Below are 14,239 nucleotides of genomic sequence, written 5' to 3' on the forward strand. Positions count from 1 at the left end.
CGAGAGGGAAACGCCCGGTCACATTCCGAACCCGGAAGCTAAGCCTCTCAGCGCCGATGGTACTGCAAGGGGGACCTTGTGGGAGAGTAGGACGCCGCCGGACTTAACGTAGAAACACCAGGGAACCCCTGACCATTCGTGGTCAGGGGTTTTCTGCGTTCCCGGCCCGTTCTGGGTCCTTGTCGACGGGGACCGGTCAGGCCGTAGGATCAGCCGACGACGGAGGAACGATGACCGAAGCCTGGCCGGCCCTGCCCGACGGCTCCCGACTGGCGCTGCGGGAGATCCTCATCCACGGGGTGCTCTCCCGTGCCGAGATCGCCCGGTCACTCGGGCTCTCACGGGCGAGCCTCACGCGGGCGATGCGCATCCTCGTGTCACAGCGGCTCGTGGTCGAGGTCGGCACTGATGTTCGCGGCGCCACCGGCCGCCCGTCGGAGCTCCTGCAGGTGAGCAGCGGGCAGTGGGAGTTCCTCGGCATCAAGCTCACGAAGGACCGCCTGTACGCCGCGGTCACGGACCTGGGCGGACGGGTCCTCGCCCTGCACGAAGAGGCGATCGACGACACCGCCGCCGAGCCGCTCGCGGAGCAGATCGCGGCGGTGCTCGCCCGGCTCCGGGATGCGCACCCGGCCATCTGTGCGATCGGGGTCTCGCTGCCCGGCGACGTCATGGTCCGCGCGGGGGAGTCCGTCGTCGCGGCGTCGGTGTTCCTCGGGTGGCACGAGGTGCCCTTCGCCCGGATGCTCGAGGAGCGGACGGGCATCGCCACGTTCACCGCGAACGACGTCCATGCGCTCACGGCGAAGGAGCACTGGTTCGGTGCGGGTGCCGGTCGCGGGTCGATGGTGCTCGTGACGGTCGGTGAGGGCCTGGGCCTCGGGCTCATCGCGAACGGGCAGGTCTCCACCGGGGAGCACGGGCGACTGGGGCGCATCGGGCACCTTCCAGTCCTCGGGGGAGGTCCGGACTGTGGCCTCGGTCACGCCGGGTGCGCCTCGAGCTACCTTCCCAGCCCGGTCATCGTGCGGAACGCCGGCCACGAGGGGAAGACCTACGACCAGGTGGTCGAGCTCGCCCGGGACGGTGACGAGGCAGCCCTCGCTGCGTTCGAGGATGCCGGCCGCGCCCTCGGGGTCCTGCTCGCCACCGCGGTGCACATCGCAGACCCCTCGGCGATCGTCCTGACGGGCGACGGGCTGCCCGTGTACGACCTGGCGCGGGCGACCGTCGACGAGTCGATGCGGGCCGCACTGGCGCCGTACACCGAGCCGGTCACGGTGGAGGTGCAGCCGTTCGAGTTCTCGGAGTGGGCACGCGCCGGGGCGGTCCTCGCCATCCGCCGGCTGCTGGGGGAGTGAGCGGTCGAGGGATCAGGCATAGGTGTCGGCGCGTTAGTTACACACGTTGACAAACGCGGACGCAGACGGGAGGCTTGAGCGGTCCACACCATCGAAGGAGATGCCGTGACCGCTGCCCCCACCGTTCCGTGGCCGACCGACGGCCTGTCGTTCGGCGGCGACTACAGCCCCGAGCAGTGGCCCCGGGAGACCTGGCTCGAGGACGTCCGACTCATGCGCGAGGCCGGGGTGAACCTGGTCACCGTCGGGGTGTTCTCGTGGGCACTGCTCGAGCGGTCGCCGGGGGACTTCACGTGGGAGTGGCTCGACGACGTCCTCGCGCTGCTCCACGAGAACGGCATCGCGGTGGACCTCGCGACGCCGACCGCTGCACCACCGAACTGGCTGCTGACCGCACACCCGGAGATCCTGCCCGTGGACGCCACGGAGCGGCGAGAGCGACCGGGTGGACGACTCGGGTGGTGCCCGGCCTCCGAGCTGTTCCGGGAGTACGCGCTCCGCATGGTCGACGCGCTGGCGGAGCGGTACGGCCGGCATCCCGCGGTGCGGCTCTGGCACGTGAGCAACGAGCTCGGCGGCGGCAACGGCCGGTGCTACTGCGAGGAGTCGGCAGCGGACTTCCGGCACTGGCTCGTCGCGAAGTACGGCGACGTCGAGGCCGCGAACGACGCGTGGGGCACGGCCTTCTGGGGGCACACGTACACCTCGTTCGACGAGGTCTCGCCACCGCGCGGTGTGGGCGGGGCGCCGAACCCCGGGCTCGCGCTGGACTTCGAGCGGTACTCCTCCGACGCGCTGCTCCGCCAGTACGACGCCGAGAAGGCCGTCATCGAGCAGCACTCGGACGTGCCGGTGACGACGAACTTCATGGTGGGCGCCGGGTCGCAGGTCGTCGACTACGCCGGGTGGGCGAAGCACGTGGCGATCGTCGCGAATGACCACTACACCCTGGTCGACGACACCCGCCGCGAGCAGGACCTCGCGCTGGCCGGTGACCGGATGCGCGGGATGTCGGCGGACCGCCGTCCGTGGCTGCTCATGGAGCACTCGACGGGTGGCCCGAGCTGGCAGCAGCGCAACCGCGCCAAGGAACCCGCGGAGCTCGTCCGGAACGCCCTGGCGCACGTCGCGCACGGGTCCGACGGGGCGCTGTTCTTCCAGTGGCGGGCCTCCACCGCGGGTGCGGAGCAGTTCCACTCGGCGATGCTCCCGCACGCCGGCACCCGCACTCGCATCTGGCGCGAGGTGCTCGCCCTCGGCCGGGCACTGCAGGCCCTCGCACCCGTGCAGGGCACCCGCGTCGAGCCGGCCCGGGTCGCGATCGTCGTGGACGAGGCCTCCGGGTGGGCTGTGCAGTCGGGGCTCAAGCCGCACCGGGGCCTGCGCTACGGCCGGGAGCTCCGCGCCTGGCACCGCGCGTTCCACGACCGGCAGGTGCTCACGGACGTGGTCCCCGCCGACGCCGACCTGGACGGCTACGACGTGGTCGTCGTGCCGACGATGCTCATCGTCGACGACGCGACCGCCGCGCGGCTGTCCGCCGTGGTGGACCGCGGCGCCACCCTGATCGTCACGTACCTGTCCGGCGTCGCCGACGAGACAGCACGCATCCGCACCGGCGGCTACCCGGGCGCGTTCCGCGAGGTGCTCGGCGCCTGGAGCGAGGAGTTCACCCCGCTCCAGCGCGATGAACGCTGGACCCTCGACGACGGCGAGGTCGTCACCGACTGGGCCGAGGCGGTCGTCCTCGAGGACGCCGAGTCCGTGCTCCGCTACACCGACGGCCCGCTCGCGGGCCGGCCCGCCGTCACGCGCCGCGCCGTCGGCGGCGGCGCCTGGTACGTGTCCGCGATGCTCGCGGACGACAGCATCCAACGGCTCGTGGACGGGGTGATCGCGGAGCGGGGGATCCTGCGGACGGTCACCGGGCCTCCCGGCCTGGAGGCGGTGCGTCGCGTCGGTGACGACGGTTCCGCTTTCCTGTTCCTCGTCAACCACCGCGCTGACGACATCACGGTCGTCGCGTCCGGCACGGACCTGCTCGACGGGTCCGGCCACGGGCCGGACACCGTCGTGCCGGCCGGACGCGTCCGCGTGCTGCGCGAGGAGCGGGCCTCGTGACCGTCGTGGAGCGCGAGTCGACAGCCGTCGGTGCAGGCGATCGACGCGTGCACGTGCTGCGATCGGCCGGGGTGTCGCTGGTGCTGGCGTCCGCAGCGGACCGGCTGCCCGAGGTGCTGCACTGGGGTCGGGACGTCGGGCCCGTCGCGCCGGACGATGCGGCCGACCTGCTGCTCGCACTCGGCCGGCCGCTCGGACCGAGTGCGCTGGACGCGCGGTGGCCACTCACGGTGCTGCCGACCGAGCGCGACGGGTGGGAGGGGCGACCGGGGATCGCGGGGCACGTGGACGGGATGCCGCTCGTGCCGCGGTGGCTCGACGTTGTGGTGATCGGTGACGACGAGCGGATCGTCGTGACCGCCGAGTCGGACTCGTTGGCGCTCCGGAGCGAGTTCGCGCTCGACTCCGCGGGGGTGCTGCGGGTGCGGCACACGGTGACGAACACCCACGCCGAGCCCGTGCACGTGCAGGCGCTCGAGGCGACGCTGCCCGTGGGGGAGCGGATCGCCGAGGTGCTCGACCTGGGCGGACGGTGGACGCGTGAGCGCACACCGCAGCGCCGGTCGGCGACGGCCGGGAGCCACGCGCGGGAGAGCCGTCGCGGGCGGACGGGCCACGACTCGCCGACGTTGCTCGTGCTCGGGACGCCCGGGTTCTCGGACGCCGAGGGCGAGCTGTGGGCGGTGCACCTGGCCTGGAGCGCGGACTCGGTGTACCGGTACGACCAGCTCGCCGAGGCGCGACCATTGCTCGGTGCCGGAGAACTGCTGCGTGCCGGCGAGGTCGTGCTCGGCGAAGGGGACTCGTTCGCTTCCCCTGATGCGGTGTTCGTGTGGAGCGACACCGGGATCGACGGGCTGTCCGACCGCCTGCACGACTCGTTGCGCAGCCGCCCGGGGCCCCCGCGACGACCCCGGCCCGTGGTGCTCAACACGTGGGAGGCCGTCTACTACCGGCAGGAGCTCGAACCCCTGGTGGCACTGGCGGAGACGGCGGCGGACATCGGCGTCGAGCGGTTCGTGCTCGACGACGGGTGGTTCCTCGGCCGGCGGTCGGACTCGACCTCGCTCGGGGACTGGCGCGTCGACCCGACGGTGTGGCCGGACGGGCTGGCACCGCTCGTCGACCGCGTACGTGCGCTCGGCATGGAGTTCGGGCTGTGGTTCGAGCCCGAGATGGTCAGCCCGGTGTCCGAGCTGGCGGAGGCCCACCCCGAGTGGTTGCTGCAGCGCCCCGAGGACGACGTCCGCACGTGGCGGAACCAGTACGTGCTCGACATGGCGAACCCGCTGGCCCGGCACCACGTGCTCGAGAGCATGTCCCGGGTGATCGGCGAGCACCACGTCGACTTCGTGAAGTGGGACCAGAACCGGGACATCGTGCACGCGGTGCACGCGGGACGCGCCGGCATCGACGCGCACACCCGCGGCGTGTACGCGTTGATGGACGAGCTGCGTGCGCGGCACCCGTGGCTCGAGATCGAGGCGTGCGCGAGCGGCGGTGCCCGGATCGACCTCGGCGTGCTCGAGCGCACCGACCGGGTGTGGCCGTCGGACTCGAACGACGCCTTCGAGCGACTGCCGATCCAGCGGTGGACCGAGGCACTGCTCCCGCTCGAGCTGATCGGCTCGCACGTCGGGCCGGAGGTCTCGCACACCACGGGCCGGCACCTCGACCTGGACTTCCGGATGGCGGTGTCGTTGTTCGGCTCGGCCGGCATCGAGACCGACATCACGAAGCTGTCGCCCGAGGAGCTCGACCGGCTCCGGGCCTGGACGGCGCTGTACCGACGGGAGCGCGGGCTGCTGCACTCCGGGCGGCTGCGGCACCTGGACCTCGGGGATCCGGGGACGGTGGCGACGTCGGTCGTGGCCACCGACCGTTCGCGTGCGCTGGTGCGGGTGGCGCGGACGGAGACGGGGCCGAGGTCGTTGCCGGTGCCGCTCCGGATGCGCGGACTCGACCGGTCGCGGCGCTACCGGCTCGCCCCGGTGTCCGGGCTCGCTGTCCCGCGCGGGCTCGACATGGTGCCGCCGGAGTGGCTCGTGCGCGGACACCTGGAACTGACCGGCGCCGTGCTCGAGGACGTCGGCGCGCGGCTCCCGCTGCTCGCACCCGCGACCGCGATCGTGCTGGAGCTCCGCACGATCGACTGAGCGCCGTCAGCCGCGCTGTTTCGGCGGGGGAAGCGTTTCCTGATCGGCGACGTGACGGTTCTGGTTCGCGATCCTCGGGGATCGTGAACCAGAACCGTCACGCGTCGAGAGGAAGTGTCCGTCCCGGGCGATCGGTGGGGTGCCGCGCGGGACGGTCCCTCCGTCCGCGGGCTGTGGTGTTGCGGGCCGCCGGGTTGCGGGTGCAGCGGAGGTGGGTGGGGGTGCTCGGGTGACGGTTCCGGTTCGCGAACCCGGGGGATCGTGAACCGGAACCGTCAGCGGCGCGAGGGAACGTCGCCGTCCCCCCTAGGGCACCCGGGTCAGGGCAGGAGCGAACCTGCGTGTCGGAGGACGAGCGGGTGGACGAGCTCCTGTGCAGCGATGCCCGGCGCACCCGTCACCGTGAAGGTCACCGACTCGCCGGGGAGCAAGGACACCAACCCGTCGTCGACGCGGGCGGCCGCATCCACGCGGTCGGGGAACAGCGAGACGTCGCGCGCGTACGCCGTCGCCGTCACGGTGACCGTTGCGCCGTCCTCCGTCGCCGACACCACCGTGGACAGGGGCGAGTGGTCGAGTGCCTGGTCGACGACCTCGGCGAAGTCGTGCACGGTGCGGGTGCCGGCTCCCGTGACGACGAGGACCTCGGAACCGGGGTCGCCCGGTGCCGCGAGCGACGACGGCAGCTGCACCCGGTCGGCATCGGCGGGGGCGGCCGCGAGCATGAACGACGACGACTCGAGCACGGTGCCGTCGAAGGCCACACGGGAGACGGTGACCTCGTCGGCGACCGACGCCCCGGACGCGTTGACGAGGACGACGTCGAGACCTCCGTCGCCGTCGCCGTCACCGCCCTGGGCACCGGACGACGGCTGGACGGTGAGCAGCACGGGCTGGTAGGCCTGCCGGACGGCGTACCAGACGGGCTTCCGGATGCCGGCGTGGTCGACCAGGGCCCAGGACACCACGGGCCAGTCGTCGTTGAGCTGCCAGACGACCATGCCGGTGTTGTCGGGCGTGCGGGAGCGGAACCACTCCATGCCGAAGCGGATCGCGTGCGCCTGGTTGAGCTGCGCGGCGAAGTGCCAGTCCTCGATGGAGGTCGGCTCGGGCAGGTGCCCGCGCATGCCGTCGGCGAGCTTCCCGTTGCCCTGGTGGGCCTTCTGGTGCACGAGCATCTCGTGGCCGTCCGGGTCGAGGGGCTCGTCGTGCACCACCGCGGTCAGGGTCGACCACGCCGGCGGGCCCTGGAACCCGAACTCGGCGACGAACCGCGGCTCCCAGTCGGCGTAGGCGCGGTAGTCGAGCCGGTTCCACACGTCCCAGATGTGCACGCTGCCGTTCCGCTGGTCGTTCGGCGTCAGGTACTCGTCGAACGAGAACGGGCTGCCCGGCGTGTACGGCCGGGTCGGGTCCAGCTCGGCGACGACCGACGGCAGCAGGGAACGGTAGTAGCCGTTGCCCCAGGTCCGGCCGACGAGCGACGGCCGCCAGCCCCACTCGGCGTAGGCGACGAGGTTCTCGTTGTTGCCGTTCCACACCACGAGTGACGGGTGCGGGCTGAGGCGGGTGACGGCCTCGCGGACCTCGGGCTCGACCTCGTCGGCGAGCCAGGGCTCCTCGGCGTAGGCGGCACAGGCGAACAGGAAGTCCTGCCACACCAGGACGCCGAGCTCGTCGCACCGGTCGTACAGGTCGTCGGACTCGTAGATGCCGCCGCCCCAGATGCGCAGCAGGTTCATGTTCGCGTCGATCGCGTCCTGGATCCGGTCCGCGTACCGCTCGGGCGTCATCTCGGTCAGGTAGGCGTGGTCGGGGATCCAGTTCGCCCCGCGCACCATGACCGGACGGCCGTTGACGCGGAGCAGGAACGGCGCGCCGCCGGCGTCGGCGGCGGTGTCGAGCGTGACGGTGCGGAATCCGACGCGGCCGGTCCACACGTCGTCGCCGACCTCGACCCGCACGTCGTACAGCGGCTGGTCCCCCTCGCCGCGGGGCCACCAGACGGCGACGTCGGGGACCTCGAGGCGGACGGTCGCGGCACCGTCGACGACGGGGCGCGCGTCGGCCACCCGGCCGGCGGTGTCGGAACCGGCGTGTCCTGCGGACGCGGGGTGCGGGGCCAGGGTGATCCGGGCCTCCAGGCCGGTGCCCGCGGAACCGTCCGCGGACGCGACGGGCGCGCTGCCGATCGCCTGCGAGAAGGAGCCGGTGGAGCCGGCGTGCTCGACGTCGACGTGGGCCGTCAGCACCCCGGTGGTGCCGTCGAGGTCGACGAGCGGGCGGACGGCCGCGATGCGGACGCCGCTCCAGGACTCGATGCCGATCGACTTCCAGATGCCGCTCGTGGCGACGTCGACGCCCCAGTCCCACCCGAAGTTCGACGCGTTCTTGCGGAGCGCGTTGTAGGGGTGGTGGTTGACGTGCGGCAGCTCGCCGCCGTGCAGGGCGGACAGGCGCTCGGCTGCGGGGACTGGGGCGTCGAACGTGACGACGAGCTCGTTCGTGCCCGGTCGGAGCAGGTGCCCGACGGGGAACCGGTACGAGCGGTGCTGGTTGGCGGTGGTCGCGACGACGATGCCGTTGAGCTCGATCGTGGCGAGGGTGTCGAGGCCCTCGGCGACGAGGTCGTGGCGGGTCTCGTCCGGCGCAGTCCACTCGAACGTGCGGCGGTAGCGCCAGACGGTGTCACCGATCCACTGGGTGGCGGCCTCGCCGTCGCCGTCGAACGGGTCGGGGATCCGGCCGGCCCGCAGCAGGTCGGTGTGCACGCAGCCGGGGACCTGCGCCTCGACCGGTTCGCGGTGCTCCGCCGACTGCTCGGGCCCGGTCACCGCCTCGAGGGTCCACGTGCCGTCCAGGGTGGTCCGCTCCATTGCGTCTCCTCATCGTTACGGGGCCGTGACCCGACCCCTTGACCGCCTTAGTTTACGCGTGTAACAATCACGCTCACAACGTGGACCCTGCGACGACGCAGACCGAGAGGACAACGATGTTCAACCCAACCCGTTCACGGCTCGCCATCGGCGGCGCCGTTCTCCTCGCAGCCGGCCTCGCGCTCAGCGGCTGCAGCTCCAGCGGCACCGCCAGCACGAACGACGCCGCTGCCTCGACCCTGGTGGCGTACACCGGCCAGTCCGGCGACTACCAGATCAACTTCAACCCGTGGTCGCCGTCCAACATCGGCGGCGTCGGCACGATCTACGAGTCGCTCTTCTTCATCACCAACGTCAACACGAAGGACCCGAAGCCGCTGCTCGGCAAGTCCTCCGAGTGGAACGACGACGGCACGCAGCTCACCATCACGCTGCGCGACGGAGCCACCTGGAGCGACGGCGAGCCCTTCACCTCGAAGGACGTCGTGTTCACGCTCGACATGCTCAAGAAGCAGAAGGCCCTGAACTCGATCGGCTACGACGGCACCGCGAAGGCCGACGGCGACGACAAGGTCGTCGTCTCGTTCGACAAGCCGTCGTTCGTGCTCGGCCCGAACCTGCTCGGCAAGACCTGGATCGTGCCCGAGCACCTGTGGAAGGACATCGACCCGACCACCGACGTCGTGCGCGAGCCCGTCGGCACCGGCCCGTACACGCTCGGCACCTTCAAGGCGCAGGCGTTCACCCTCGAGGCGAACAAGAAGTACTGGGACGGCGCCCCGGCCGTGAAGACCATCCGCTACCTGTCGCTCTCCGGCAACACCGCCGGTGCCGACGCGCTGAAGCAGGGGTCGATCGACTGGCAGACCGGCCCGGTGCCGAACATGGACGACATCCCCGCCAACTACAACGGCTACGACGGCATCACCGTCGGTCAGAACCAGATGGCCCTGCTGACCTGCGCGAACACCGACCTGGGCTGCGCCGGCCCGCAGACCGACCCGGCCGTCCGCCACGCGATCGCCGACGCCATCAACCGGAAGCAGCTCAACTCGCTGGCGTTCGAGAACACCGCGAGCGAGATCTCGCCGACGTTCGCGCTCACCACGACGCAGAAGGACACCATCTCGAAGGACATCGAGCCGGCCGTGATGCCGGAGACCGCCGACACCGACGCGGCCGCCTCGACCCTCGAGGACGCCGGGTGGGAGAAGGGCTCCGACGGCATCTACGCCAAGGACGGCAAGAAGCTGTCCCTGACGGTCGAGGTCGTCACCGGGTGGACCGACTACATCACCGCGATCGACACGATGACGCAACAGCTCAAGGCCGCGGGCATCGAGCTCAAGGCACAGCAGTCGTCGTGGAACGAGTGGACCGACAAGAAGACCAAGGGCAACTTCGAGCTCGCGATCGACTCGCTCGGTCAGGGCCCCACGGCGAACCCGTACTACCTGTACAACAACTACTTCACGACGGCCAACACCGCGAAGGTCGGTGAAGCGGCCCCGATGAACATCTCGCGGTACAGCAACCCCGACGTCGACAAGGCCATCGCGAAGCTCGCCACGATCAACCCCGAGGACACCGCGGCGACCCAGCCCGAGCTCGACACGATCCAGGAGCACATCGTCGAGGACCTGCCCTACATCCCCGTGATGACCGGCGGCACGACGAGCGAGTTCCACGCGGCGAAGTTCACCGGCTGGCCGACGGAGGACGACCTGTACGCGTTCCCGGCGGTCTGGGCGAGCCCGGACAACGCCGAGATCTTCAAGGCGCTCAAGCCGGCGAAGGGCTGACACCGATGGGATCGCGACCGAGGGGCACTCGACGATGACCTACTTCCTGCGCAAGATCGGCTTCTACGTCGTCGCACTGTGGGCGGCCCTGACGCTGAACTTCATCATCCCCAGGCTCCTGCCCGGCAACCCGGTGGACATCCTGCTCGCCAAGCTCCAGCAGCGCGGCGGGCAGGTGACCCCGGCGACCCGGGAGGCGTACGAGCTGCTCCTCGGTGGCGATTCCTCGGAGCCGCTCATCTCCCAGTACGGCCACTACCTGGTCAACGTGTTCCGCGGTGACCTCGGCGTGTCCGTCAGCTACTTCCCGGCACCCGTCACCGAGGTGATCGGCAGTTCGCTGCCGTGGACGATCGCCCTGGTCGGCATCGCCACGATCGTGGCCGCCATCATCGGCGTCGGCCTCGGGGCCTTCGTCGGGTGGCGGCCCGGCACCTGGCTCGACTCGTTCGTGCCGGCCACCACCCTGCTCGCCGCGGTGCCGTACTTCTGGCTCGCGCTGATCCTGGTGTACTTCTTCGCCACCGGGCTCCACCTGTTCCCGGCGCAGGGCGGCTACGACGTCATCCTGACGCCCGGGTTCAACTGGGACTTCATCGTCTCGGCGGTGCAGTACGGGGTGCTGCCGGCGGTGACGATCGTGCTCGCGTCGCTCGGCGGCTGGCTGCTCGGCATGCGCAACATGATGGTGTCGACGCTGTCCGAGGACTACATCACCACCGCGCAGGCGAAGGGCCTGTCGGACGGCAAGATCCTGCGGAACTACGCCGCCCGGAACGCCGTGCTGCCGTCCGTCGCCGGGTTCGCGATCTCCCTCGGGTTCATCGTGTCCGGTTCCGTCGTCACCGAGCAGGTGTTCTCGTACCCGGGCATCGGGTCGAAGCTGCTGTCCGCGGTGACGAACAACGACTACGCGCTCATGCAGGGCATCTTCCTGTTCATCACCCTGGCGGTCCTCGGCGCGAACCTCGTCGTCGACCTGCTGTACGGACTGATCGACCCGCGCACGCGGGCCCGGAGCTAGGGGAGGAGACGACCATGACCAACATCCAGCAGGAGACCGAGCCCACCATCGGCGCACTGACCGAGGAGGCCGACAGCACCACGTCGATCGCCACCCGGCGCGCGTCGAAGGGCGGCATCCGCAGGTTCCTCCCGACCCTCACCCCGTGGCTCGTCACGGGCATCGCGCTCGTCGCCGGCGTCACGCTGTTCGGGGTGATCGGACCGCTGCTCGTCGGCGACCCGACCACCATCCGCGACACCGGGCTGCAGGGACCGAGCGGCTCGAACGTCCTCGGCACCACCCAGACCGGTCAGGACGTCCTGGCGCAGCTCGCCTTCGCCACCCGGGGCAGCCTGCAGATCGGGCTCATCGTCGGTGTCCTCGCCACGGTGCTGTCCGCGTTCTTCGGCATCCTCGGCGCGTACCTGGGCGGGATCATGGACGAGGCGTTCTCGCTGTTCTCGAACGTGTTCCTCGTCATCCCCGGCCTGCCGCTCGTCATCGTCATCTCCGGCCTGGTGCCGCGTGAGGCCCGCGGGCTCTGGACCATCGCCGTCGTCCTGGCGATCACGTCGTGGGCCGGGTCCGCCCGGGTGCTGCGGGCGCAGACGATGTCGATCCGCAACCGCGACTACGTGTCCGCTGCCCGGGTCGCCGGCGAACGGCCCTGGCGGGTCATCGCCGTCGAGATCCTGCCGAACCTGCTGCCGGTGCTCGCGTCGCAGTTCGTGTTCGCGGTGATCGCCGCGATCCTCGGGGAGGCGGGGCTGTCGTTCCTCGGGCTCGGGGCGTCGAACTCGTCGACGCTCGGCACGATGCTCTTCTACGCCCAGAACGGCTTCGCGCTGGCGAACGGCGCCTGGTGGTGGTTCGTGCCACCGGGCCTGCTCATCGCCCTGCTCGGCATGGGCCTGTCCCTGGTGAACTTCTCGATCGACGAGGTCATCAACCCGCGACTCGCGAATGTGCGTGCGCAGCGACGGCGCGACCGTCGTGCGAAGCGTGCGGCCCGCTCGGGAGGCCCGGCCCGCGTCGCCACCGCCGGTCACGACACGAAGGGGGTCGCCCGATGAGCGCCACCGACACCGCACGACCGGTCACCTCCGGCGCCACGGGCGACGGCCGCCGCCCGGCCGTGCTGACCATCGACCACCTCGACGTGGTCTACGAGACCGAGCACCCCGTGCACGCCGTCAAGGACGTCTCGCTCACCCTGGCGCCCGGCGAGATCCTCGGGCTCGCGGGGGAGTCGGGCTGCGGCAAGACGACCCTGGCGTACGCCATCACCCGGCTGCACCGGCCGCCGGCGAAGGTCACGTCGGGCAGCATCACGTTCCACGACCGCGACGGCACCGACGTCGACCTGCTCGGCCTGCCACACGAGCAGCTCCGGGCCGTGCGGTGGTCGAAGCTGTCGATGGTGTTCCAGGGGGCCATGAACGCGCTCAACCCGGTCACCACGATCCGCGCCCAGCTCGACGACGCCCTGGTCGAACACCGCAAGGGCCTGCCCCGCAAGGAACGACGGGCCATCGCTGAGGACGCCCTGCGCCGCGTCGGCGTCGACCCGTCCCGCATCACCGCGTACCCGCACGAACTGTCGGGCGGCATGCGGCAGCGCGTGATGATCGCGATGGCCATGCTGCTCGAACCGCAGATCATGATCATGGACGAGCCGACCACCGCGCTCGACGTCGTGGTGCAGCGGGAGATCCTGCGCGAGATCGTCCGACTGCGCGACGAGCTCGGGTTCGCCGTCGTGTTCATCACGCACGACCTGCCGCTGCTGCTCGAGATCAGCGACCGGATCGCGATCATGCTCCGCGGCGAGGTCGTCGAGTGCGACCGCGCCAGCGTGATCCAGCACGACCCGCAGCACCCGTACACGCGGAAGCTGCTGCAGTCGTTCCCGAGCCTGTCCGGAGCCCGCGGCGCGTTCATCCGCACCGGGGTCGAGGACGGCGCCGAACCCGAGACCGACACCCGGGCCGTCGTGGTCCAGGCAGCACAGGAGACGGACCGATGACCAGTGTGACCGTCAGCCACCTCGGCAAGGACTTCCACACCCGCAAGGGCCTGAAGCGCACCACCCTGCGGGCCGTCGACGACGTGTCGTTCGACCTGCTGCCCGGCCGGACCGTCGCGCTGGTGGGGGAGTCCGGCTCGGGCAAGTCCACCATCGCGCGGATGCTCGCCAAGCTCGAGACCCGGACCCGCGGCTCGATCGACGTGCGGCTCGAGGACGGCACCCCCGTCGAGGGCAGCATGTACCGGCGGCACGTGCAGATGGTGTTCCAGGATCCGTTCGCCTCGCTCAACCCGTTCCACTCGATCGAGCACCACATCGCCCGGCCGCTGCAGCTGCACCACCGAGCCCGCGGCGCTGACGAGACCGCCGACAAGGTGCGGGAACTGCTCGGTCGGGTGAACCTCGACGAGGACTTCGCGTCGCGGCGGCCGCACGAGCTCTCCGGCGGGCAGCGGCAGCGCGTCGCCATCGCCCGCGCACTCGCCCCGGGCGCCCAGGTGCTCATCGCCGACGAACCCGTGTCGATGCTCGACGTCTCGATCCGCCTGAGCGTGCTCAACCTGCTCGGTCGGCTGCAGCGCGAGGACGAGCTCGCCGTGCTCTACATCACGCACGACCTGGCGACCGCGCGGCACTTCTCCGACGAGATCCTCGTGCTCTACCGTGGCCGGGTCGTCGAGCGGGGTCCGTCGGACGCGGTCATCCTCGACCCGCACCACGACTACACCCGGCTGCTGGCCGAGGCCGCCCCCGACCCGGAGCGCACCGAGCGCCGGATCACCGCGGGGCCGCCGCTCGACCGGACGAAGATCGACAACACCACCTGCTACGACCACACGGTCGGGGACTGGGTGTCGAGCGAGCCCGCACCGGTCGGGGCGCGATGAG

At 71.0% G+C, this 14,239-nt stretch carries 9 protein-coding genes and 1 rRNA gene; 9 read left to right on the forward strand and 1 reads right to left on the reverse strand.

The window, feature by feature from the left end:
- The 4 genes from rrf to DEJ06_RS12085 form a co-directional block, all read left to right on the forward strand.
- Positions 1-103: ribosomal RNA gene (rrf, locus tag DEJ06_RS12070) — 5S ribosomal RNA — on the forward strand; the annotation flags it as partial.
- 127 nt (positions 104-230) lie between these two features.
- The gene (locus DEJ06_RS12075; RefSeq protein ID WP_111039446.1) at positions 231-1,361 is read left to right on the forward strand and encodes an ROK family transcriptional regulator; all 1,131 of its coding nucleotides are present in this window, start codon (positions 231-233) and stop codon (positions 1,359-1,361) included.
- Between the two features lie 105 nt (positions 1,362-1,466).
- Entirely contained in the window at positions 1,467-3,482 is a 2,016-nt protein-coding gene (locus DEJ06_RS12080; protein WP_111039447.1) for a beta-galactosidase, read from the forward strand.
- Complete coding sequence (locus DEJ06_RS12085) at positions 3,479-5,638, forward strand: alpha-galactosidase (RefSeq protein ID WP_258372485.1); 2,160 nt, start codon at positions 3,479-3,481, stop codon at positions 5,636-5,638. Before DEJ06_RS12080 ends, DEJ06_RS12085 begins: the two co-directional genes overlap by 4 nt.
- Before the next feature lie 320 nt (positions 5,639-5,958).
- On the opposite strand, the gene DEJ06_RS12090 is transcribed toward DEJ06_RS12085, so the two are convergent.
- Entirely contained in the window at positions 5,959-8,514 is a 2,556-nt protein-coding gene (locus DEJ06_RS12090; RefSeq protein ID WP_111039448.1) for a glycoside hydrolase family 2 protein, read from the reverse strand.
- Positions 8,515-8,630: 116 nt separating this feature from the next.
- On the opposite strand from DEJ06_RS12090, the gene DEJ06_RS12095 reads away from it, so the two are divergent.
- Genes DEJ06_RS12095 through DEJ06_RS12115 form a run of 5 tightly spaced genes read left to right on the forward strand, consistent with a single transcriptional unit; the run spans position 8,631 to position 14,238 of the window.
- On the forward strand, positions 8,631-10,316 hold the full coding sequence (locus tag DEJ06_RS12095) for an ABC transporter substrate-binding protein (RefSeq protein WP_111039449.1): 1,686 nt from the start codon (positions 8,631-8,633) through the stop codon (positions 10,314-10,316).
- A gap of 34 nt (positions 10,317-10,350) precedes the next feature.
- The gene (locus DEJ06_RS12100; RefSeq protein WP_071247140.1) at positions 10,351-11,340 is read left to right on the forward strand and encodes an ABC transporter permease; all 990 of its coding nucleotides are present in this window, start codon (positions 10,351-10,353) and stop codon (positions 11,338-11,340) included.
- A 14-nt stretch (positions 11,341-11,354) separates the two neighbouring features.
- Positions 11,355-12,395, forward strand: coding sequence for an ABC transporter permease (locus DEJ06_RS12105; RefSeq protein WP_111023919.1), 1,041 nt, complete (start codon positions 11,355-11,357; stop codon positions 12,393-12,395).
- On the forward strand, positions 12,392-13,348 hold the full coding sequence (locus DEJ06_RS12110) for an ABC transporter ATP-binding protein (RefSeq protein WP_111031005.1): 957 nt from the start codon (positions 12,392-12,394) through the stop codon (positions 13,346-13,348). Before DEJ06_RS12105 ends, DEJ06_RS12110 begins: the two co-directional genes overlap by 4 nt.
- Positions 13,345-14,238 (forward strand): ABC transporter ATP-binding protein, encoded by an 894-nt coding sequence (locus tag DEJ06_RS12115; protein ID WP_111023915.1) that lies wholly within the window; start codon positions 13,345-13,347, stop codon positions 14,236-14,238. The genes DEJ06_RS12110 and DEJ06_RS12115 overlap by 4 nt, the downstream gene beginning before the upstream one ends.
- Position 14,239 lies beyond the last annotated feature (1 nt).

Origin of the sequence: Curtobacterium sp. MCLR17_051, from assembly GCF_003234395.1 — a bacterium.
GTDB lineage: Bacteria > Actinomycetota > Actinomycetes > Actinomycetales > Microbacteriaceae > Curtobacterium > Curtobacterium flaccumfaciens.